Source organism: Nocardia sp. NPDC127606 (genome assembly GCF_042671725.1).
GTDB lineage: Bacteria > Actinomycetota > Actinomycetes > Mycobacteriales > Mycobacteriaceae > Nocardia.
On record NZ_JBHXWQ010000003.1, the window covers coordinates 717,372 to 741,548 of the forward strand.

2 protein-coding genes are annotated in these 24,177 nt (G+C 70.7%); both read left to right on the forward strand.

The window, feature by feature from the left end; all coding sequences use genetic code 11:
* On the forward strand, positions 1-22,698 hold the full coding sequence (locus tag ACFVJ5_RS18960; RefSeq protein ID WP_379221657.1) for a non-ribosomal peptide synthase/polyketide synthase: 22,698 nt from the start codon (positions 1-3) through the stop codon (positions 22,696-22,698).
* Positions 22,699-22,815: 117 nt separating this feature from the next.
* Positions 22,816-24,159, forward strand: coding sequence for a M16 family metallopeptidase (locus tag ACFVJ5_RS18965; protein WP_379221659.1), 1,344 nt, complete (start codon positions 22,816-22,818; stop codon positions 24,157-24,159).
* Positions 24,160-24,177: the final 18 nt, after the last annotated feature.

Genomic DNA, 24,177 nt, shown 5'->3' on the forward strand with positions numbered 1-24,177 from the left:
ATGACCAACCCCACTCCGGCGCGCGCGGAAACAGAACAGCTGGCAGCGCTGGTGGCGACGGTCGCGGCGATGGATCCGGCGCGGATCGCGGTCGAGTTCGACGGCGCCGCGGTGTCCTACGCCGATCTCGACGCCCAGCTCACGCTGATGGCCGAGCTCACCGGTGGGGCGCTGGACGCGGACACGCTCGTGCAGGTGGTGCTCGCCGAGCTGTTCCCCGGCGTGGTCGATGCCGCCGAGGGGACGTTCGGTGTGCTGCTGGATTCGCTCGCGGGCGACGCGATGGCGGCGCTGGGGATGGAGGTAGCGGCCGCGGCGACGCTGGTCGATCGGTTCGCCGCGCAGGTGGCGCGGACGCCGGATGCTGTCGCGGTGCAGTGCGGTGACGTCACGCTGACCTATGCGGCGTTCGATGCCAGGGTGCGAGTGCTGGCGGCGCGGCTGGTCGAGGCGGGCGTCGGGCCGGAGACGCTGGTCGGGTTGGCGCTGCGGCGCAGTGTCGAGCTGATCGTGGCGGTGCACGCGATCGTGCGGGCGGGCGGTGCGTATGTGCCGTTGGACCCCGATCATCCGGTGGACCGGTTGCACTACGTGCTCGAGGTGGCGCGGCCGGTGGTGGTCGTGACACGGGCCGGCGACGAGCCGGATCTGAACGGCGCGCCGGTGCTGCGCACCGATGACATCGACTGGGACGCGGCGACCGGCGAGGTGGTGTCCGGCGTGCGGGCCGGCAATACGGCCTACGTCATCTTCACGTCCGGCTCCACGGGCCGGCCGAAGGGTGTGGCGGTCACCCATGGGGCGATCGTGGCGAACCTGGATTGGCGACAGCGCCGCTACGCCATGACCGAGGCCGATGTGGTGGTGCAGAAGACGCCCTACACCTTCGACGTGTCGGTGTGGGAGTTGTTCTGGCCCTTGCAGATCGGCGCCCGGCTGGTTGTCGCCGAACCGGGGCGCCACGGTGATCCCGCGTATCTGGCGGCCTTGATCGCGCAGCATCGGGTCACCGTGACGCACTTCGTGCCGTCGATGCTGGCCGCGTTCGTCGGTGACGTGGGCCCCGAGGTGGATCTGTCGTCGTTGCGGATGGTGTTCGCCTCCGGTGAGGCGCTGCCCGCTGCCACGGCCGCCCGGCTGCGCGCGTTGTCGGCGACGGCGCTGCACAACCTGTACGGGCCCACCGAGGCGGCGGTCGACGTCACCGCGCACGAGGTGACCGCGCTCGACGAGGTGTCGGTGCCGATCGGTGGTCCCGCCGACGACACCGGGCTGCTCGTGCTCGACGAGAACCTCGACCAGGTACCCGTCGGGGTTGTCGGCGAGCTGTATCTGGCGGGTGTCCAGCTGGCGCGTGGGTACGTGGCGCGACCGGGGCTCACCGCGGATCGGTTCGTCGCCAATCCCTACGGCGCGCCCGGTGAACGCATGTATCGCACCGGTGACCTGGTGCGGGAGTCGCGCGGTGAGCTGGAATACCTGGGGCGCACCGACTTCCAGGTGAAGCTGCGTGGTCTGCGGATCGAGCTGGGGGAGATCGAGGCCGTGCTGGCCGCGCATCCTCGCGTCGGCAACGCGGCCGTGGTGCTGCATCGCCACGCCGCCGGTGAGGCGCTGGTCGGCTATGTGGTGAGCGTCGACGGTGCGGTGCTCGACGAGGCCGAACTCATCGAGCACGCCAAGTCGTCGATCCCCGAGTACATGGTGCCGTCGCTGCTGGTGCAGCTGGATGCGATGCCGATCAATGCCAGCGGCAAGCTGGACCGGAAAGCGTTGCCGGAGCCGGACTTCCGGGTCTCCGCCGCCGAATTCCGGGAGCCGCGTACGGCGACCGAGCGTACTGTCGCCGCGTTGTTCGCCGAGCTGCTCGAGGTGGACGTGGTCGGCTTGGACGACGACTTCTTCCGCCTCGGCGGCAACTCGCTGATCGCCACCCGCGCCATCGGCCGGTTGCAGGCGAATTTCGGTGTGCGGGTGGATGTTCGGGACTTCTTCGACAGTCCGACGGTGGCCGTACTCGCGAAGCTGGTCGAGGGTGGGGTGGCCGATGATCGGCCCGCGCTCGTCGCGGGCCCGCGTCCCGATGTGTTGCCGCTCTCGCCCGCGCAGCAGCGGATGTGGTTCCTGAATCGGTTCGATCCGGAGACCGGGGCCTACAACATTCCGATCGCGGTGCGGTTGACGGGTGCGCTGGATCAGGATGCGTTGCGGGCGGCGGTGGGTGATCTGATCGCGCGGCACGAGGTGCTGCGCACGGTGTACCCCGAGGTCGACGGGGTGGGCACGCAGCGCGTACTTCCCGTCACCGAGGCGCTCGAATCGCTCGCCGATGCGAAGGTGCTCGATCCGGTCAGCATCAGCGCTCAGGAACTCCCAGGCGCGCTCGCCGCCGTGATTCTGGGTGGTTTCGATGTCACCGCCGCGCCACCGTTGCGCGCGAGCCTGTTCGAGGTCGACGGCGATCACGTGTTGGTGCTGGTGGTGCATCACATCGCCGCCGACGGTTGGTCGGCCGGTCCGCTGGTGCGTGACACGATGACCGCCTACTACGCGCGTGCCGAAGATGCCGCGCCGCAGTGGAATCCGCTGCCGGTGCAGTACGCCGACTACACCCTGTGGCAGCGTGCTGTCCTCGGCGCGGAGGACGACGCCGACTCGCAGGCCGGGCGCGAGATCGCGTTCTGGCGTGACTCGCTGGCCGGACTGCCGGACGAGTCGAGCCTGCCGACCGATCGGCCCCGCCCCGCCACCGCCTCGATGCGGGGGCGCCGGGTCTCGTTCGAGCTCGATGCCGACGTGGTCGCGGCGCTGAATGCTGTTGCTGCGGAACAGGGCGCGACCTTGTTCATGGTGCTGCACGCGGCGTTGTCGGTGCTGATCGCTCGCCTGTCGGGCAATGCCGATGTGGCGATCGGCACGCCGGTCGCCGGGCGCGGCGCCGCCGAACTCGACGACGTGATCGGCATGTTCGTCAATACCGCGGTGTTGCGCACTCAGGTGCGTGGCGGCGAACCGTTCGCCGAGCTGCTCGGCCGCGTCCGCACCGGGGATCTGGCCGCCTTCGACCACACCACTCTGCCGTTCGAGCGGCTCGTCGAGGTGCTCGCGCCGACGCGGTCGGCCGGTCGCCATCCGCTGTTCCAGGTGGCTCTGTCGTTGCAGAACCTGCCGCCGACCACCTTCGAACTGCCCGGGCTGCGCGCTGCCGCCGTGGACCTGCCCTATGACATCGAGAAGTTCGATCTCTCGCTGACCCTGCGTGATTCCGCGGCCATGGGTCTGTCCGGCGAATTCTCCTACGCCACAGATCTGTTCGAGGAACAGACCATCACGCGCACGGTGGCCCGCTTCATCGGCCTGCTCACCGCGATCGCCGCCGCCCCGCAGACCCCGGTCGCCGACCTGCCACTGCTGATCGACACCGAACTCGCCGACCTGACCGCCCGCACCGGCGGCCCGTCGACGCCGGCTCCGCTGCTGCCGCAGGTGCTCGCCCGCGCCGCCGCCGATCCCACCGCGATCGCCCTCCGCGACGGCGCCCGTACCCTTACCTACGGCGAGCTCGACGCCGCCTCCACCCGCCTGGCCGCCCGCCTCACCGATCTCGGTGTCGGCGCGGGTGATCTTGTCGCCGTGAGTATTCCGCGTTCCGCGGATTCGATCACCGCGATCTGGGCCGTCGTGAAGTCCGGTGCGGGTTTCCTCCCGGTCGACCCGAACTACCCCACCGACCGCATCGCCCACATGCTCGCCGATTCCGGTGCGGCGGCGGGTATCACGATCGAGGCAGTGCGGTCGGACTTGCCGGCAACGGTGAACTGGCTTGTGCTCGACCGCACGGAACCCACTACAGGCGGTGCGGGTCGTGTCGAGGATGTCATCTCCGGCGGCAACGGGGTCGTGGTCCCGCCCGGTGAACGAGCGGTGGATCCGTTGGATCCCGCGTATGTCATCTACACCTCCGGCACCACCGGTCTGCCCAAGGGCGTGGTGATTCCGCACGGTGCGGTCGCGGCGTATCTGCCCGTACAGGCCGGGCGGTACCTGGCCTCCGCCGATGCGCGTGTGCTGCACGTGGCGTCGCCTTCGTTCGACATCTCCGTGGCCGAGCTGCTGCTGACCGTGACCGAGGGGTCGACGATGGTCATCGCGCCCGCCGGCGTCTTCGGTGGGGCGGAGCTGGGGGAGTTGCTGCGGGTCGAGCGGGTGACGCATGTGGTCATCACGCCGTCGGCGCTGGCGACGGTGCACCCGGAGGGGCTCGACGAGCTGCGGATGGTGGTGGTCGGTGGCGAGGCGTGCCCGCCGGAGCTGGTGGCGCGGTGGACCGCCGCGATTCCGGGTCTGATCTTCCGCAACGGTTACGGCCCGACCGAGACGACCATCGTCACCAATATCAGCGAACCACTCGGTGCGGCAACGGCGATCACGCTCGGCGCGCCGGTGGAGGGCACGACCGAACTGGTGCTCGACGAGCGGCTGCGGCCGGTGCCCGCCGGGGTCGTCGGCGAGCTGTACATCGCTGGTGCGCAGCTGGCGCGCGGCTACCATCGCAGGCCCGCGCTGACCGCCGGGCGGTTCGTCACCAATCCCTTCGGCGCGCCCGGCGAGCGGATGTACCGCACCGGTGACACCGTGCGCTGGGTGCGGCGCGAAGGATCGTTCGATCTGGAGTACCTGGGTCGCAACGACTTCCAGGTGAAGGTGCGCGGCTTCCGGATCGAACTCGGCGAGATCGACGCGGTCCTCGCCCGTCATCGCACGGTCGACTTCGCCGTCACCGTCGGCCACCGCACCGACGCGGGCGCCACCCTGCTGGTCTCCTATGTCGTGCCCGTCACCGGTGCCACGATCGACGCCGCGACCCTCATCGCGCACACCGCCGCGCACCTGCCCTCACACATGGTGCCCGCCGCGGTCGTCACTCTCGATGCCGTGCCGCTGACCCCCGTCGGCAAGCTCGATCGGGCGGCGCTGCCCGCACCGGTCTTCGAGACCGCCGCCTACCGGGCGCCGGAAACGGTGGCCGAGCAGGTGGTGGCCGCCGCGTTCGCCGAAGTCCTCGGACTGGACCGGGTCGGCCGTGACGACGACTTCTTCGACCTCGGTGGTAACTCGCTGCTCGCCACCCGGTTGATGGCGCGTATCGGGACCGACCTCGATATCCGCATCCCCATCCGCCAGCTCTTCGACACCACGACGGTGCTGGCACTGGCCGCGGCCGCCGACCGTCTGCGTGGCACCGGGACCGGCCCCGCGCTGGTGGCGGGAACCCGACCCGATCCCGTCCCGCTCTCACCCGCCCAGCAGCGCATGTGGTTCCTCAACCGCTTCGATCCCGGCTCGGCCGCCGACAACATCCCGATGGCCGTCCGCCTCACCGGTGCGCTCGACATCGCCGCGCTCCAAGCCGCGATCGTCGACGTGCTGGACCGGCACGAGGTCCTGCGCACCCGATACCCGGAACTGGACGGCAACGCCATCGCCGAGATCCTTCCGGCGACCGGCCTCATGCCCGAGGTCCACCCGCGGATCGTGGATGCGGCCGACCTGTCCGACGCCGTGCGTACCTTCGCCTCCACCGGCTTCGACCTCACCGTCGATGCTCCGATCCGCGCGACGCTGCTCCGTGTCGCCGCGGACACCGCGCTGGAGCATCGCGCATCGGGTGAGCGTGACGGGACCTACGGGCATGCCGCAGCGGCGGACTCGACGGGGTCCGCCGGTGCTGAGTACGTGCTGGTCATCGTGTTGCATCACATCGCCGCCGATGGTTTCTCGTTCGGGCCGTTGATCCGGGACGTGCTCACCGCCTACGGCGCGCGCGCCATCGGTGCGGCCCCGGGTTGGGTGCCGTTGAAGGTGCAGTACGCCGACTACGCCGTGTGGCAGCACGCGGTGCTCGGTGATGCGGCCGATCCGGAATCGGTGGCGGCGAAGCAGCTCTCGTTCTGGCGTGACGCGCTGGCAGGGGTGCCCGAGCAGCTGGAACTGCCCACCGACCGGACCCGTCCGGCGGTCGCCTCCCGGCGCGGTGCGATGCACGGCGTCGAGATCGATGCCGCAACGCATCGGGCACTGGCGGAATTCGCTCGCGCACAGGGCATCACGGTGTTCATGGCCGCGCACGCGGTGTTCGCGGTGCTGCTGGCGCGGCTGTCGGCGACCACCGACATCGCGATCGGCACGCCGGTGTCGGGGCGTGGTGAACGCGCGCTCGATGATCTCGTCGGCATGTTCGTCAACACCCTCGTTCTGCGCACGGAGGTGGCACCCGCGACCCCGTTCACCGAACTGATCTCCCAGGTCCGCGAGAAGGACCTCGCCGCCTTCGGCCACGCCGACGTGCCGTTCGAGCGCCTGGTCGAGGTCCTCGATCCGGTTCGCTCCACGGCCCGCAACCCCCTGTTCCAGGTGATGCTGTCCCTCAACGAGGACACCCCGAGCGAACTCGCCCTCCCCGGCCTCACCGTCGCCGGTTTCGATCTGCCCACCGGTGTCGCCAAGTTCGACCTGGAGCTCACCCTCGCCGAGCACCGCGACGACAACGGCACTCCCACCGGTATTTCCGGCGCCTTCCTGTACGCCACCGACCTGTTCGACGCCACCACCGTCGCCGCGTTCGCTACCCGGTTGGACCGCATCCTCACGGCCGTCCTCGCCGACCCGGCACGCCCGGTCGGCGACCTCGACTTCCTCGACGCCGCCGAGCGGACCCAAATCCTGACCACGTGGAACGACACCGCCACCGAGGCCGATCACGCCGCGACTCTCGCCTCGCTTCTCGCTGACCGAGCTGCCGCAACGCCCCACGCGATGGCCGTGGTCGTCGACGCCGACCCCACTGCGGCCGATGCCGCGCCGGCCGCCGCTGCGACAGCGACGCGCGCGCTCGATGCATTGCCCACTGCCGGGTCGAGCGCTACGGACGGCGTACTCCTCGAGGTGTCCTCGAGCGGTATTTCCCGGCTCGAACACGCGGCAGCCGATGCCATCGCCGCACACCGCGCCGGGGATGCGGTGCCCGAGGTGTCTGTGCGTGCCGCCGTCGATTCCACGACCGCAGTGGAGCTTTCGTACGCGGAGTTCGGTGATCGGGTCGCACGACTGGCCCGTCATCTGATCGGGCTGGGGGCGGGACCGGGCTCGCTGGTCGCGGTCGCGATGCGCCGTGGTGTGGAGCAGTTGGTCGCGGTGCACGCGGTGCTCGCGGCCGGGGCGGCGTATGTGCCGGTGGACCCGGACCATCCGGCCGAGCGGACCGCATATGTGCTGGCGCAGACGGCACCGGTCTGCGTGCTGACGGTTGCCGGGAGTGGTGTGGCTGTCAGCGGGTCGGTGCTCGAGGTCGGCGCGCTCGACCTGTCGGGAGTGTCCGGCGATCCGATCACCGACGACGAGCGGGTGGTTCCGCTGCGTCCCGAGCACCTCGCGTATGTGCTGTTCACGTCGGGCTCCACCGGCAGGCCGAAGGGTGTGGCCGTGCCGCACCGGGCCGCGGTGAACCAGTTGCTGTGGTTGCAGCGGGAATACCCGCTCGGTGCCGGCGATGTGGTGCTGCAGAAGACACCGTTCACCTTCGACGCGTCGGTGTGGGAACTGCTGTGGCCGTTGCAGGTCGGGGCGCGGCTGGTGCTCGCCACCGCCGACGGGCATCGTGATCCGGCGTACTTGGCGGCGGCCACCGCGCGCCATCGGGTGAGCGTCGTCCAGTATGTGCCCTCGGTGCTCGCGGCCGTCATGGCGGAACCCGTTTCCGCGCAGGCAGAGTCACTGCGACTGGTCTTCGCGGGTGGTGAAGCGCTGACGACCGACCTCGCGCGGCGGGTGTGCGCGAGTACCGGCGCGACAGTGGTCAACTTGTACGGCCCGACCGAAACCGCCATCCAGGTCACCACACACGAGGCCGGTGACGAGCCCGGGGCCACGGTACCGATCGGCACACCGGTCGCCGATACCCGTGTGTACGTGCTGGATTCGCGCCTGCATCCCGTCCCGGCCGGTGTCCCGGGTGAGCTGTACGTGGCGGGCACGCAGCTCGCCGACGGCTACCACGGCCGCACCGACCTCACCGCCGAACGCTTCGTCGCCGACCCCTTCGGCACCGGCGAACGTCTGTACCGCACCGGCGACCTGGTCACCTGGCGCACCGGTTCCGACGGCCCGGCGCTGCACTACCTGGGCCGCACCGACTTCCAGGTGAAGCTGCGCGGACTGCGCATCGAGCCCGCCGAGATCGAAGCGGCGATCGCCTCGGTTCCCGGCGTCAGCCGGGTCGCCGTCCTGGTCCGCTCGGACGGAGGCAGGCCCGATCAGCTCGTCGCCTACGTCGTCCGCGCTGCCGACGGTCCCGAGGTCGCCGACCTCGACGCCGCGATCGGCGCCACCCTGCCCTCCTACATGGTCCCGGGCGCCTACGTCTTCCTCGACGAGTTGCCCGTCAACGCGTCCGGAAAGCTCGATCGTCGGGCACTGCCCGTGCCGCAATCGCGGCAGCTCGACTACCGCGAGCCCGCCACCGCCACCGAGCGGATCGTCGCCGCGACGTTCGCCGGGGTGCTCGACCTCGACCGGGTCGGCGCGGGCGACGACTTCTTCGCCCTCGGCGGCAACTCGCTGCTGGCGACCCAGGTGGCGGCCCGGCTCGGTGCCGCGCTGGATGCGCGGGTGCCGGTGCGCGAGCTGTTCGAGGCGAGCACCGTCGACGGACTCGCGGTGCGGCTGGACGCGCTGCGCGGCACCGGCAGCAGGCGTGGACCCGTGGCGGGTCAACGGCCGCACCGGATTCCGCTCTCGCCCGCCCAGCAGCGGATGTGGTTCCTGCACCGCTTCGATCCGGACTCCGCCGCGTACCACATCCCGGTCGCGATCCGGCTCAGCGGTGAGCTGGATACGACCGCGTTGCGCGGCGCCCTGGGTGATCTGATCGCCCGGCACGAGACACTGCGCACCACCTATCCCGAATTCGACGGTCAGGCGACACAACTCGTCGGGCCTGCGTTCGTGCCCGAGCTCGCCGTCGTCGACGTGGCTGCCGAGGACGTGCCCGCGGCGGTGGTGTCGGTCCTCGCCGGTGGTTTCGATATCACCCTCGAGGTGCCGGTGCGTGCCGCACTGCTGCGGGTAGCGGCGACCGAACACGTGCTGGTGCTCGTTGTGCATCACATCGCGGCCGACGGCTGGTCGATGGGGCCACTGACCCGGGATCTGGTGGCCGCCTACGCCGCCCGCGCGGCGGGTGCGCAGCCGCAGCTGCCTGCGTTGGCTGTGCACTACGCCGACTACGCGCTGTGGCAGACCGAGGGCCTCGGCAGTGCCGACGACCCGGACGCGCCGCTGGCCCGCCAGCTCGACTACTGGACGCACCGGCTCGCGGGATTGCCCGATGTCCTGACCCTGCCCGCCGACCGGCGCAGGCCGCTGATCGCCTCCAACCGGGGCGCCACCTTCACCACCACCCTCGGCGCCGACCTGCATCGCGGGATCGAGGAGCTGGCTCGCGCGCACCGCGCCACTCCGTTCATGGTGCTGCACGCGGGCCTCTCGGTGCTGCTCGCGCGGCTCTCGGCCGGTGCCGACATCGTCGTCGGCACACCCGTGGCCGGGCGCGGCCATCGCGAACTCGACGACATCGTCGGCATGTTCGTCAACACGCTCGTGCTGCGCGCGCAGGTGCGCGCGGGCGCGCGCTTCAGCGATCTCCTCGACGAGGTCCGTGCCGGCGATCTCGATGCCTTCGACAATGCCGACGTGCCGTTCGAGAGCCTCGTCGACGCGCTGAATCCGGCGCGCTCACAGGGGTATTCACCGCTGTACCAGATCTCCCTGGCCTTGCAGAACCAGCGCAGGACCGCCTTCGAATTGCCGGGCCTGACCCTGTCGGGGCTGACCCTGCCCGATGCGCCGATCGAAGTGGATCTGGACTTCACCTTCGTCGACCGTTTCGCGCCCGACGGTGCGCCCGACGGCCTCGACCTCGAACTGCGCTACGCCACCGATCTCTTCGACGCCGACACCGTCGCGACCATGGTCGGGATGCTCGATCGGGTGCTGCGGGATGCGGTCACCGCCCCCGGCACCGCGGTCGGCGACCTCGCCCTGCTCGCCGACACCACGCTACCGGCGCAACACCACGGCGACGTGGTGCCGCTCGACAGCGCCCTCGCGGAACTGGGTCTAGGTGCCCCACTCGCCGCCCACCTGCTCGACGCCGCGGCCGCGCGAGCTCCGCACGCCGTGGCGGCGATCTTCGAAGGCGCCGAGATCACCTATGGCGCGCTCGCTGCCAGGGCCAACCGGTTGGCACGCAGGCTGATCGACTGCGGTGTGGGGCCGGAAACCCCGGTGGCCGTGGCTGTTCCGCGCAGCATCGAACTGCTGGTGGTGCTGCACGGCGTACTCGCCGCCGGTGGCGTGTACGTGCCGATCGACGCGGGCCAGCCCGCCGAACGCATCGGGCATGTGCTGGCGACCGCGACCCCGCGACTCGTCGTCGTCGCGTCGGCCGGTGACCTCGATCATGTGGACAGCGGCATCCGGTCCGCCACGGCCTCGGTGCATTTCGCCGCCGCGTCGCGCTCCGGGGTGCCGGTGCTCACCGTCGCCCAGCTCGAGCACGCCGCGCAGGACACTGTCGCGGGCGGCCCGCTCACCGATGGCGAGCGCCTCGCGCCGCTGCACCCCGAACACCCGGCGTATGTGCTGTTCACGTCCGGCTCCACCGGTACGCCGAAGGGCGTGCTGATCTCGCATCGCGCCGTGGTCAACGAGATCTGCTGGCTGCGTGGCGAATACGACATGTCGTCGGCCGATCGCTTCCTGCAGCGCGCGCCGCTCACCTTCGACGTCTCGCTCTGGGAACTGCTGGCCCCCGCGCTGCTCGGCGCCCCGCTGGTGCTGCTGCGCCCGGGCGGTCACCTCGACCTGGAATATCAGGCGCGAGTGGTGCGTGAGCAGGGCGTCACCATCATGGAGATCGTGCCGTCGGTGCTGGCCGCGATGCTCGCCGAAGGGCTCGGCGACGCGCTGAGCGGGCTGCGCATGCTGCACGTGGGCGGCGAGGAACTGCCCGCCCCGCTGGCCGCCACCGTGCTCGCCGCGATCCCCGGCGAGCTGCACAACACCTACGGCCCCACCGAAGTGGCGATCACCAGCACGTTCCAGCAGATCACGGCGCCGGTCGAGCAGACCGAGCTGCCCATCGGCAGGCCGACCTGGAACGTGCGCGCCTACGTCCTCGACGAGCGCCTGCACCCGGTGCCCGGCGGTGTCGCGGGTGAGCTGTATCTCGCGGGTGACCAGCTGGCCCGCGGCTACCTCGGCAGGCCCGACCTGACCGCCGACCGCTTCGTCGCCGACCCGTTCGGGGCCGACGGGACCCGCATGTACCGCACGGGCGACCTCGTTCGCCGCGATCACGGCGGTGCGCTGGTCTACTTGGGCCGCAACGACTTCCAGGTGAAGATCCGGGGACTGCGAATCGAGCTGGGCGAGATCGAGGCCGCGCTCGGCGACGCACCCGGCGTCACCCACGCGACCGTGCTGCCCGCCACCGACGCTGCCGGTCGGCAGTGTCTGGTCGGGTATGTCGCGGGCGAGGTGGACAGCGTGGCGGTGCGTGCGCACGTAGCGGGCCAGGTGCCCGCGTACATGGTGCCCTCCCACCTGGTCGTGCTCGACACCGTGCCGCTCAACTCGGCGGGCAAACTCGATCGGGCCGCGCTGCCCGCCGCCGACCTGTCCGTCACCACCGAATACCTGGCCCCGCGACCGGGTGCGCAGACCGCGCTCGCCGGGGTGATCGGCGACCTGCTCGGGGTGGCGCGCATCGGCGCCAACGACGACTTCTTCGCCGTCGGCGGCAACTCGCTGCTCGCGATGCGTCTGGTCGCCCGGGCCAACGCGGCTCTCGGGAGTGCGCTGGACGTGCGCGATGTGTTCGACGCCCCGACCGTCGCCGGACTCGCCGAGCGTGCGGGCACCGGCCGCGAACAGTCGCCGCCGCTGACCGTGGTGCGACCGCGCCCGGATCGAATCCCGTTGTCGCTGGCGCAGACTCGCCTGTGGTTGCTGAACCGGATCGATCCCAGATCGGCCGTTTACACCCTGCCGATCGCGTTGCGCCTGACCGGCGACCTCGACACCGGCGCACTGTGGACGGCGCTGGCGGATGTCCTCGACCGACACGAATCACTGCGCACCTTTTTCCCCGAAGACGCCGACGGCCCGACCCAGGTGGTCCTTCCCACCGACGCGGTGCTGCCCGCTGCCGTCGTGCGCGAGGTCGCCGAGGGTGAGCTGGCCGCTGTGGTGCGCTCGATCATCGGCCAGGGTTACGACCTGACCACTCAGTCGCCCCTGCGCGCCGCGCTGCTGCGCCGCGAACCGCGGGTCGAAACTGTGGACCGCCGACCAGCGTCCGGCGATGCCACGCCGCGTCTCGCGACCGTGAATTGCGTGGGTTCGCGGGAGACAGAGCACGTGCTGGTGCTCGCCGTGCATCACATCGCCGCCGATGGTGTGTCGACGACGCCGCTGGCACGGGACCTGATCACCGCCTATGCCGCGCGCGCTGCCGGGATCGCTCCAGCGTGGGAGCCGTTGCCGGTGCAGTATCCGGACTTCACCCTGTGGCAGCGCGCCGTGCTCGGCGATGCGGCCGACCCGCGGTCGCGGCTGGCGCGGCAGTCGGCGCACTGGCGTGACGAATTGGCCGGGACCGCACCGGTTCTCGAACTGGCGACGGATCGGCCCCGGCCCGCCGTGCGCACGGGTGCGGGTGGGGCCGTCGGGTTCGAGGTGCCCGCCGATGTCGTGGCGGGGATCGAGGCGCTGGCCCGCCGCCACGGGGTGTCCACCTTCATGGTGGTGCACGCGGCGTTCGCGGTGCTGCTGTCACGTCAGGGCGCCGGTGCGGATGTGCTCGTCGGCACGCCGGTCGCCGGGCGAGCCGATGCCGCGCTCGACGATCTCGTCGGCATGTTCGTCAACACCCTCGTGTTGCGGACGGCGGTCGATGCCGGTGCCGGGTTCGGTGCGCTGCTGGCCGAGGTGCGAGCGGCTGATCTGCGCGCCTTCGCCCACGCGGACCTGCCGTTCGAGCGGCTCGTCGACGAGCTGAATCCGGTTCGTTCCACGGCGTATTCGCCGATCGTGCAGGTGATGCTCGCGTTCGAGCATCGCGAGGACACCGTCCTCGAGTTGCCCGGGCTGCGGATCGACGAGTTCGCTCTGGACGCGGCGACCACCCAGTTCGATCTGTCGCTGGCGATCAACGAGATCGTCGGCGCCGCCGGGGAACCCGGCATGCGCGGGTGGCTGCGCTACGCCACCGACTTGTTCGACGCCGACACGGTGGCGTCGTTCGGTGCGCGGTTCGTGCGGGTGCTGAGCGCGGTCGTCGCCGATGACAGCATCGCGGTCGGCGAGATCGATCTGCTGGATGCCGCCGAGACCGCCCAGCTCGCGGCGTGGAACGACACCGCCGCCCCGCTCGACGCCGAGGCGACGCTGGTCTCGATGTTCGCCGCGCAGGCCGCGCGTACCCCCGATGCGGTCGCCCTCGAGTTCGAGGGGCAGCGGATCACCTATGGCGAGTTCGCGATTCGTGTCGCCCGCCTGGCGCGTTGGCTGATCGCCGAGCAGGTCGGTCCCGGCGCGGTCGTCGGTGTCGGGCTGCGGCGCGGCATCGATCTCCTGGTCGCCCTCTACGCGGTCCAGGCCGCAGGCGCCGCCTATCTGCCGCTGGATCCGGACCACCCGGCCGACCGGATCGCCGACGTCCTGGCGACCGCGGCCCCGGTGTGCGTGCTGGCCGCCGCCGATTTCCCCGAAACCGGCGCTCGCACCGCTGTGCCCGCCGCGCAGGTCGAGCCCAGCGGCCGGTCGGTCGAATCCGGGACGCATGCGGTCGAATCCGGCGCCGAGCCCGGCATTCGTATTGTCGAGCCCGGCGCGCTCGATCTGTCCGGGTTCGCTGTCGACCCGGTGACCGATGCCGACCGGATCCGGCCGTTGCGTGGAGCGGACCTGGCGTATGTGCTGTTCACGTCCGGCTCGACGGGGAAGCCCAAGGGTGTCGCGGTTTCCCATACCGCGATCGTGAATCGCCTGGTGTGGATGCAGGATGCCTACCGGCTCGGCGCGGCCGACGCCGTGCTGCAGAAGACGCCGATCACCTTCGATGTGTCGGTGTGGGAACTGTTCTGGCCCTTGCAGATCGGCGCCACCCTGGTGATCGCGCGGCCCGACGGGCACCGCGATCCCGCCTACCTGGCCGAGGTCATCACCCGCACGGGTGTCGGCGTCGCGCACTTCGTGCCGTCGATGCTGGCGGCGTTCCTCGCCGAACCGCGTGCCGCCGACTGCGTTTCGCTGCGGCAGGTGTTCGCCTCCGGCGAGGCGCTGCCCGCGGCCGATGCCCAGCGTCTGCGCGCGCTGGTTCCGGGTGTCGGCGTGCACAACCTGTACGGACCCACCGAGGCCGCGGTCGACGTGAGCTTCCACGAGGTCACCGACGCCGACACGGCCACGGTGCCGATCGGCGCCCCGGTCGCCAACACCGCCCTGCACGTGCTCGATGCCCGCCTGCGTCCCGTTCCCGTCGGCACACCGGGTGAGCTGTATCTGGCCGGCGTCCAATTGGCCCGCGGTTACCTCGCCCGCCCTGACCTGTCCGTCGACCGCTTCGTCGCCAACCCCCTCGGCGCCCCCGGCGACCGCATGTACCGCACCGGCGACCTCGTGGTCCGCACTCGCTCGGGTGAACTGGAATATTTGGGCCGCACCGACTTCCAGGTGAAACTGCGCGGCCTGCGCATCGAACTCGGCGAAATCGAGGCAGTTCTCACCGGTCTCGACACCATCGAACGAGCGGTGGTCACCGTCCGCGACGACGGCACGGGCGACTATCTCACCGCCTACCTGCTCGGTGCCGCGGAGCTCGACCTCGACATGGTGAAAGCCGCTCTTCAGCAAGCACTTCCGGCCTACATGGTGCCGAGCGCGTTCGTGGTCCTCGGTGAGTTCCCGGTCAATTCCTCGGGCAAGCTCGATCGGCGGGCACTGCCCGCGCCCGAGTTGGTCGCTCGCGAATTCCGTGCGCCTGCGACGCCGTCGGAGCAGTTGGTGGCCGGGGTCGTCGCCGAGGTGCTCGGCGTCGAACTGGTCGGTGCCGAGGACGATTTCTTCGATCTGGGCGGCAACTCGCTGATCGCGACCCGGGTCGCGGCGCGGCTCGGGGCGGCGTTGAACCGGCAGGTGCCCGTGGCGCGGATCTTCGAGACACCGGTGGTGGCGGCGTTGGCTGCCGCGCTCGACGCCGAGCGCGGCGCGGCGCGGCTGGCGCTGGTGGCGGGGGAGCGGCCGGCTTCGATTCCGCTCTCGCCCGCCCAGCAGCGCATGTGGTTCCTCAACCGGTTCGATCCGGATTCGGCCGGCTACAACGTGCCGATCGCGGTGCGACTCGGCGGCGTGCTCGATCTCGACGCGCTCGCCGCCGCGGTGGACGATCTCATCGGCCGACACGAAGTACTGCGCACCTATTACCCCGAGACGGCCGACGGTCCGGTGCAGCAGATCCTGCCGGCCGTCGAAGCCGGGGTGGCACTACGGGTTCAGGACATTGCCGCGCCGGAGATCGTGGACGCCGTGACGGCGTTGGCCGCCACCACCTTCGATGTCACGGCGGGTGTGCCGTGGCAGGTGGTGCTCTATCGGATCAGCGCCGACGAGGCGGTGCTCGCCATGGTCGTGCACCACATCAGCGCCGACGGTTCGTCCGTACCGCCGCTGGTGCGTGACCTGATGACCGCCTACCTCGCGCGACGCGACGGTGCGGCGCCGCGGTGGACGCCGCTGCCGGTGCAGTACGCCGACTACGCGCTGTGGCAGCGCGCGGTGCTCGGCGACGAAGCCGATCCCGAATCGGTGGCCGCCCGCCAGCTCGACTTCTGGCGCGGCGAACTGGCCGACCTTCCCGATGAGCTCGCGTTGCCGCTGGACCGCCCCCGTCCGGCGGTGCGGACCCTCTCCGGAGGGACCGTGCCGGTGACCCTGGACGCGGGCACCCACGCCCGGCTCAGTGCGCTGGCCAGGGAGTCCGGGGCCACGCTGTTCATGGTCGTGCACACCGCGTTCGCGGCGCTGCTCGGTCGACTCTCGGGTAGTGCGGACATCACCGTCGGCACCCCGGTCGCCGGGCGCGGTGAGGCCGCGCTCGAGGACCTGATCGGCATGTTCGTGAACACGCTGGTCTTCCGTACCCGCCTGCGGGCAGGAGAGTCGTTCCAGCAGTTGCTGATTCGCCAGCGCGCGACCGACCTCGCCGTGTACGCCCATGCCGAGGTGCCGTTCGAACGTCTCGTCGAGGTGCTCGATCCGACCCGCTCCACCGCCCGGCATCCGCTGTTCCAGGTCGGCTTCTCGTTCCAGAACTTCGAGCGGGCCGAGCTGGCCCTGCCCGGGATCACCGTGTCGGGGCTGGACACCGAGAACGAGCTGTCGCAATTCGATCTGCACCTCATCGTCAGCGACGAGTACGCGGTCGACGGTGCGGCCGCGGGCGTCACCGGCGTGCTCACCTACGCCCACGACGTGTTCGACACCGAGACCGCGGTGACGATCGCCGGACGGCTGGAACGCCTGCTCACCGCTGTCGCGGAGTCGCCGCGCACCCCGCTGGATTCCGTCGAGGTGCTCGAACCTGTCGAGCGCACCCGCATCCTCACCGAGTGGAATGCCACCACCCACGAGATCGACAGTGCCGCCACGCTACTCACCCCTTTCCGCACGCAGGTTCGGGCGAGCCCCGAAGCGCCCGCGCTCGTATTCGAGGACACGGCACTGACCTACGCCGAACTCGACACCCGGGTCAACCGACTTGCCCGGTACCTGATCGACGAAGGTGTCGGCCCCGATGCCATGGTGGGGCTCGCCATCCGGCGCTCCACCGAACTCGTCGTCGCCATGTACGCGGTCCTCACCGCGGGCGGCGCCTATGTGCCGATCGACCCCGACCACCCGGCCGACCGGGTCACCCAGATCCTGGACACCGCGCGGCCACACCTGGTCCTCACCACCGCCGGAGACGAATTCGACGGGCCGACGCCAGGTGGTTCGGGGACCGGCCTGCCGACCAGAGTTGTCGTGCTCGGTGACGTCGACACCGCCCGCTACCCGGGTCATCCGGTCGCGGAGTCCGAACTCCGCGCTCCCCTGCGGGATTCGAACCTCGCCTATGTACTGTTCACCTCCGGCTCGACCGGCAGGCCCAAGGGCGTGGCGATGAGTCATGCCGGAGTGCGCAATCAGATCGCCTGGCTGATCGAGCAGTACAGGATCGACAGCGACGATGTGTACCTGCAGAAGTCCGCGGCCGGGTTCGACTTGTCGGTCTGGGGCTTCTTCGCGCCGCTCGCGGCGGGCGCGACCCTGGTGCTCGCCACCCCGGACGGTCATCGCGACCCGCTGTACCTCGCCGACCTGGTCGCCGCGCGGCGGATCACCGTCGTCGACTTCGTGCCGTCGATGCTGGCCATGTTCGCCGCGCACGCCGACGCCCAGCAATTGACCAGTCTGCGGCTGGTCCTCGCGATCGGTGAAGCGCTCACCCCGGAGACGGTCGGCGCGCTGCGTGCGAAATCGCCCGCGGCGGTGCACAACCTGTACGGGCCGACCGAGGCCGCCGTGTCGGTGACGGCGTGGCCCGCCGACGGTGCCACAGGCCAGACGGTGCCCATCGGTGTGCCCGAATGGAATTCGCGTGTGTACGTGCTCGACGAACGGCTGCGCCCGGTCGCACCGGGAGTGGCCGGTGAGCTGTACCTGGCGGGTGAACAGCTCGCACGCGGGTACCTCGGCCGCACCGACCTCACCGCGGACAGATTCGTCGCGGACCCGTTCGTCGGCGCGGGCTCGGGTCCCGACACCGCGCGTTCCGTCGGTGACGGCCGCGACCACCGTCGCCGGGGCGCGCGCATGTATCGCACCGGCGACCTGGTGAAGTGGACTCGCGACGGTGTACTGGTCTATCTGGCGCGCATCGACTTCCAGGTGAAATTCCGTGGTCAGCGCATCGAACTCGGCGAGATCGAGACCGCGCTCGGCGGACTGGCCGGGGTCAGTCAGGCCGCCGCGGTGGTCTCGGCGAGTGCGACCGGCGACCAGCTCGTCGGCTACGTCGTGCCGACGCCGGGCCTCGCACCGGATCCGGCCGCCCTGCGGTCGGGCGTGGGCGCGGTGCTGCCGTCCTACATGGTGCTGTCGGTGATCGTGGTGCTCGACGCGTTCCCCCTCAACACCTCCGGCAAGCTCGACCGGAAGGCGCTGCCCGCACCGGAATTCGTGGCCAGGCCGTTCCGGGCGCCGGTCGGCGCGGCGCAGCGGGCGGTGGCCGAGGTGTTCGGCGACGTGCTCGGGCGCGAGCGGGTCGGCCTCGACGACGACTTCTTCGAACTCGGCGGCAACTCCCTGATCGCGACCCGGGTCGCCGCCCGCCTCGGCGCGGCATTGTCGACGCGGGTGCCCGTGCGGACCCTGTTCGAAGCGAGCACCGTGGCCGCCCTGGCCACCGTGCTCGCGGCCAGGGCGGGCAGTGGCGCGGGGATCGCGCTGACCTCCGCTGAGCGACCGGCACGGGTTCCGCTGTCGGCCGCCCAGCAGCGCATGTGGCTGCTCAACCGCCTCGATCCTGAGTCCGCCGCGTACAACATCCCGATCGCGGTGCGGCTCACCGGTGACGTCGATGCCGGTGCGCTGGTGGCCGCGGTCACCGATGTGCTCGACCGGCACGAGGTGCTGCGCACGGCCTACCCGGCCCTCGACGGGATCGGGCACCAGGCGGTGTGGGAGTTCGTGCCGACGCCGGTGGTGGAGACCGTGGATCCCATCGCGGTACCGGCGATCGTCGCGGCCGAGATCGGGCGCGGATTCGATGTCACCGTCGCGCCGCCCGTGCGGGTGCGCGTCTTGCGCTGTGCGGCGGACGAAGTCGTGCTGGTTGTGGTGATCCACCACATCAGCGCCGACGGGTTCTCCGCCGGGCCGCTCCTGCGTGACACCGCCGCCGCCTACCTCGCCCGGCGCGCGGGAACCGAACCCGAGTGGGCGCCGCTGCGCGTGCAGTACGCCGACTACACGCTGTGGCAGCGTGCGGTGCTGGGCAGCGAAGACGACGCCGAGTCGGTCGCCGCGCGGCAACTGCGATTCTGGCGCACCGAACTGGCCGGACTGCCCGGGCCGCTCGAACTGCCCGCCGACCGGCCGCGGCCCGCTGCCGCGTCGCATCGTGGCGCGAGTGTCGACACGGTGGTGCCGCGGTCGGTGTGGCAGCGGGTGGCGCAGTTGGCGCGTCGCGCCGACGTGAGTGAATTCATGGTTGCCCACGCCGCGCTGGCCGCGTTGCTCGCGCGTCTCAGCGGCACCGGCGACATCGCGATCGGCACCCCGGTGGCGGGTCGCGGTGAGCAGGCCCTCGACGATCTCGTCGGCATGTTCGTCAACACGCTGGTGCTGCGCACCGGTGTCGACCCCGCCGTCTCGTTCAACGCGCTCCTGCGGGAGATCAGGCGGGTGGATCTGGATGCCTTCGAGAACGCGGACGTGCCGTTCGAACGGCTGGTCGACGTGCTCGACCCGACCCGCTCGACCGCGCACAGCCCGCTGTTCCAGGTGATGCTGGCCTTCCAGAACCTGGCCGCGAGCCCGGTCGAGGTGGTCCTGCCCGACCTCACCGTGACCGGACTGGATGCCGACGCCGCCATCGCCAAGTTCGACCTGGATCTCGTCCTCGCCGACACCGCCGACGGTGGTTGCGCGGTGAGCTTGACCTACGCCACCGATCTGTTCGACGCCGAGACGGCCGCTCGCGTCGCCGACGGTTATGTGCGGATCCTCGACGCGGTCACGGCGAACCCGGACGGGGCGGTCGGCGATATCGACCTGCTCACCGACGGTGACCGCCGGATGCTCGCGAACTGGTATGACACCGCGCAGGCCGGTGAGGTCGGCGTTGTGCCGACAGCGTTCGATCGCCGCGCCGCCGCGACGCCGGACGCCGTCGCGCTCATCGACGGTGACACCGTACTCACCTACGCCGAATTCGCCGCGCGGGTGAACCGGCTGGCGCGCCATCTGATCGACCACGGTGTCGGGCCGGATCACGCGGTGGCGGTGGGAGTTCGGCGCTCAGCCGAGTTGCTGGTCGGCGTGTACGCCGTGTTGGCGGCGGGTGGCACCTACGTGCCGATCGATCCGGACCATCCGGCCGAGCGGATCACCCGCATCCTGCGGATCGCGCAACCGGTCTGCGTGCTCACCACCAGCGGCGACGCCACGGACCTTCCGCTGCGGGGGCACGATGTGATCACGCTGGACACCGTCGATCTCGCGGGCTTTTCGGTAGCACCGATCGCTGACGCCGAACGGGAGGCGCCGTTGCTCCCGGAGCACACCGCGTACGTGATCTTCACGTCCGGCTCGACCGGTCTGCCCAAGGGTGTCGGTGTGCCGCATCGCGCGATCGTCCACCAACTCGACTGGCTGGCACAGCGGTTCGGATTCGCCGCCGGTGACAGCGTGCTGCACAAGACGCCGATCACCTTCGACGCCTCGATCTGGGAGCTGTTGCTGCCGCAGCGGGTGGGCGCCCGCACTGTCATCGCCCGGCCCGGTGGACACGGGGACCCGGCCTACCTGGCCGCACTGATCGCCGAACATCACATCGACACAGTGCAATTCGCCCCGACACTGCTCGCCGCCTACGTGGCGCACGTGCAGGAGGCGGTCGCTGAGGGCACCGGTGTCGCGAGTACGACGCTACGGCGGGTGTTCGCGGGTGGCGAGGCATTGCCCGCTGCGCTGGCACAGCAGGTACGCGCACTGACCGGTGCGCAGGTGGTGAACCTCTACGGGCCGACCGAGACCACAGTGCAGGTGAGTGCGCACCGGGTGACCGATGCCGACGTCGTCACGGTGCCGATCGGTGCGCCGGTGTGGAACACGGGGCTCTACGTGCTCGATGCCAGGATGCGTCCGGTGCCGCCGGGGGTGACCGGTGAGCTGTATGTCGGTGGTGCGCAACTCGCCCACGGGTACATCGGGGCCGCCGAACTCACCGCGGAGCGGTTCGTGCCGGACCCGTTCGGTGCGTCCGGCGCACGGATGTATCGCACCGGCGACCTCGTTCGCCTGCGGGGAAGCGACAGTGCGGCACTGGACTACGTCGGGCGTGCCGACCTGCAGGTGAAGCTCAACGGCCAGCGCATCGAACTCGGTGAAGTGGAAGCCGCCCTGCAACGGCAGCCGGGGGTGGCGCAGGCCGCGGCCGCCGTGGTGTCCGGGGTCGGCGCGGATCGACTCGTCGCCTACGTGGTGGCATCGCGCAACCAGGAGTCCGACGGTGCTGCTTCCGCCGGCGCAGGTCCCGGTGCCCGAGGTGGTGCGGCCGATCTGGCGGTGGCACAGGGTAGTTCGGCATTCGACGCGGCGGTGCTGCGGGCGGCGCTGGCCACGGAACTACCCGGTTACCTGGTGCCCGCCGTGGTACTCGAGCTGGAGGCGTTGCCGGTCAACACCTCCGGCAAACTCGACCGCGGCGCACTGCCGCGCCCGGAACTTCGCCAAGCGACCTATCGGGCGCCGATCACCGAGACCGAGCAGCTCGTGGCAGGTGCGTTCGCGCGCGTACTCGGACTGGATCGCATCGGCATGGACGACAACTTCTTCGACCTCGGCGGCAACTCCCTGACCGCGGTCCAGCTGTCGTCTCGACTGAGCGAAGCGCTGGGCAGCCCGGTGCCGGTGGCGTGGTTCTTCACCGACCCCACGCCCGCGGTCGTCGTGGAACGGCTACGCGCCGAGGATGATTCGAGCGACGACGCGTTCGCGGTCCTGCTCCCGCTGCGCGTGGGCGGCACCGGCGCACCACTGTTCTGCATCCACCCCGTCGGTGGTGTGTCCTGGTCGTTCGCCGGACTGACCCGCCACCTCGACCCGCAGCGCCCGATCTACGGGTTGCAGTCGCCTGCCCTCACCGCCGACGAACCGCTGCCCGCCACCATCGACGATTGGGCGCGCCGCTACATCGCCGCCATCCGCGAGGTACAGCCGGAAGGGCCGTACCACCTGCTCGGCTGGTCGCTGGGCGGGCTGCTCGCCCACGCCGTCGCCACCGGCCTGCAAGCCGACGGCGCACAGGTGGCGCAGCTGGCCATGATGGACAGCTGGCTCGGCGACGGACCGGAACAGACCCCGATGCCCACCGTCGGCGACCTGCTCGGCGGGCTCGCCGGTGACGATCTCGCGTTCGACACCGACGGTCTCGCCGCCGCGGCCGCGGGCATCGGCGGACCGTTGGCGGCACTCGATCGCGCCCGCATCGCCCGCATCATCGACGCCGCCACGGCCTCGATGCGGATGGTCGACGAGTACCGTCCACGTCGCTTCGACGGCGATCTCGTCTACTTCGCCGCCACCGTCGACGACCCGAGCGGATCGCGCGGCGCGGCGAGTTGGGCCACCGCCGTCGAAGGCACGATCCACCGGCACGGCATCCCCGCCACGCACTGGGCGATGGCGGGCGAGGCCGCGCTGGCCCGGATCGCGGACGTCCTCGACGGGAGTGGATCCGATGCGCGCGGGTTCGCCGGCGAGGACCCGGCGACGAGGGCCGATGCGCGGGCGGGGGCGATGGGCGCATAGAATCGCGGAGCCGGCCGTCGTGCCTGCTGCCTGCACAATGAGGCATTACGCGCACGTCGCCAGCTCCCGTTCGAGAGGTTGAGGAACCATGCCAGCACAGCCGTCCGGTGGGATCGGGTGACGAAGCCGAAGTTGACCGAGTCGAATACCGAATCCGCTGACGATGTCTCCACCGGTGGAGTGCGCCGCACCGTGCTCCCCGGCGGCCTTCGCGTGGTCACCGAACACGTGCCCGGCGTGCGCTCCGCCTCCATCGGGGTGTGGGTAGGCGTCGGTTCACGCGACGAGGGCCCCACCGTGGCCGGCGCCGCGCACTTCCTCGAACACCTGCTGTTCAAGGCGACCCCGACCCGCAGCGCCCTCGACATCGCGCAATCGATGGACGCGGTCGGCGGCGAACTCAACGCGTTCACCGCCAAGGAACAGACCTGCTACTACGCCCACGTCATCGACGAGGACCTGCCGCTCGCCGTCGACCTCGTCTCCGATGTGGTGCTCAACGGTCTGTGCCGCGCGATCGACGTCGACGTGGAGCGCCAGGTGGTCCTGGAAGAGATCGCGATGCGCGACGACGACCCCGAAGACCTGGTCGCCGACTCCTTCCTCACCGCCATGTTCGGCGACCACCCCATCGGGCGCCCGGTGATCGGCAGCGTCGAATCCATCGAGAACATGCAGGCCGCCCAGCTGCGCGGCTTCCATCAGCGCCGCTACCGGCCCGAGCGCATGGTCGTCGCGGTGGCGGGCAACGTGGAGCACGAACGCGTCGTGGAACTGGTGCACCGCGCGTTCGGACCACACCTGGACACCGCCGCCGAGCCCGCGCCGCGCCGCGAAGGCAAGTTCCGCGCGCAGGGCGCACCCGGCCTGATCAGGATCAACCGCGACAGTGAACAGACCCACCTCGCCTTCGGCGTGCGGGCGTTCGGCAGGCACGAGGGCCAACAGCGCTGGCCGCTGTCGATCCTCAACACCATCGTCGGTGGCGGCCTGAGTTCCCGGCTGTTCCAGCGCATCCGGGAAGAACGCGGCCTGGCGTACTCGGTGTACTCGAGCGTCGACACCTTCGCCGACACCGGCGCGTTCTCGGTCTCGCTCGGCTGCCAGCCCGAAAACCTCAGCCAGGTCACGACATTGGCACGCGGCGTGCTCGACGAGGTCGCCGTCAACGGTGTCACCGACGCCGAATGCGCCAGGGCCAAGGGCTCTTTGCGCGGCGGACTGGTCCTGGGCCTCGAGGACTCGGCCTCCCGGATGAACCGCATCGGCCGCAGCGAACTCAGCTACGGCAACCACCGCAGCGTCTCGGCGACCCTGGCTCGCATCGACGCTGTCACCACCGACGAGGTCAGCGAGATCGCCCGGACCCTGCTCGCCCGTCCTTACGGTGCCGCGGTGTCGGGCCCGTACCAGCGCACCCGCGATCTGCCCGCCTCGGTGCGAAAGCTCGTCGAGCGCTGAGCAATGCGGCCGACACGG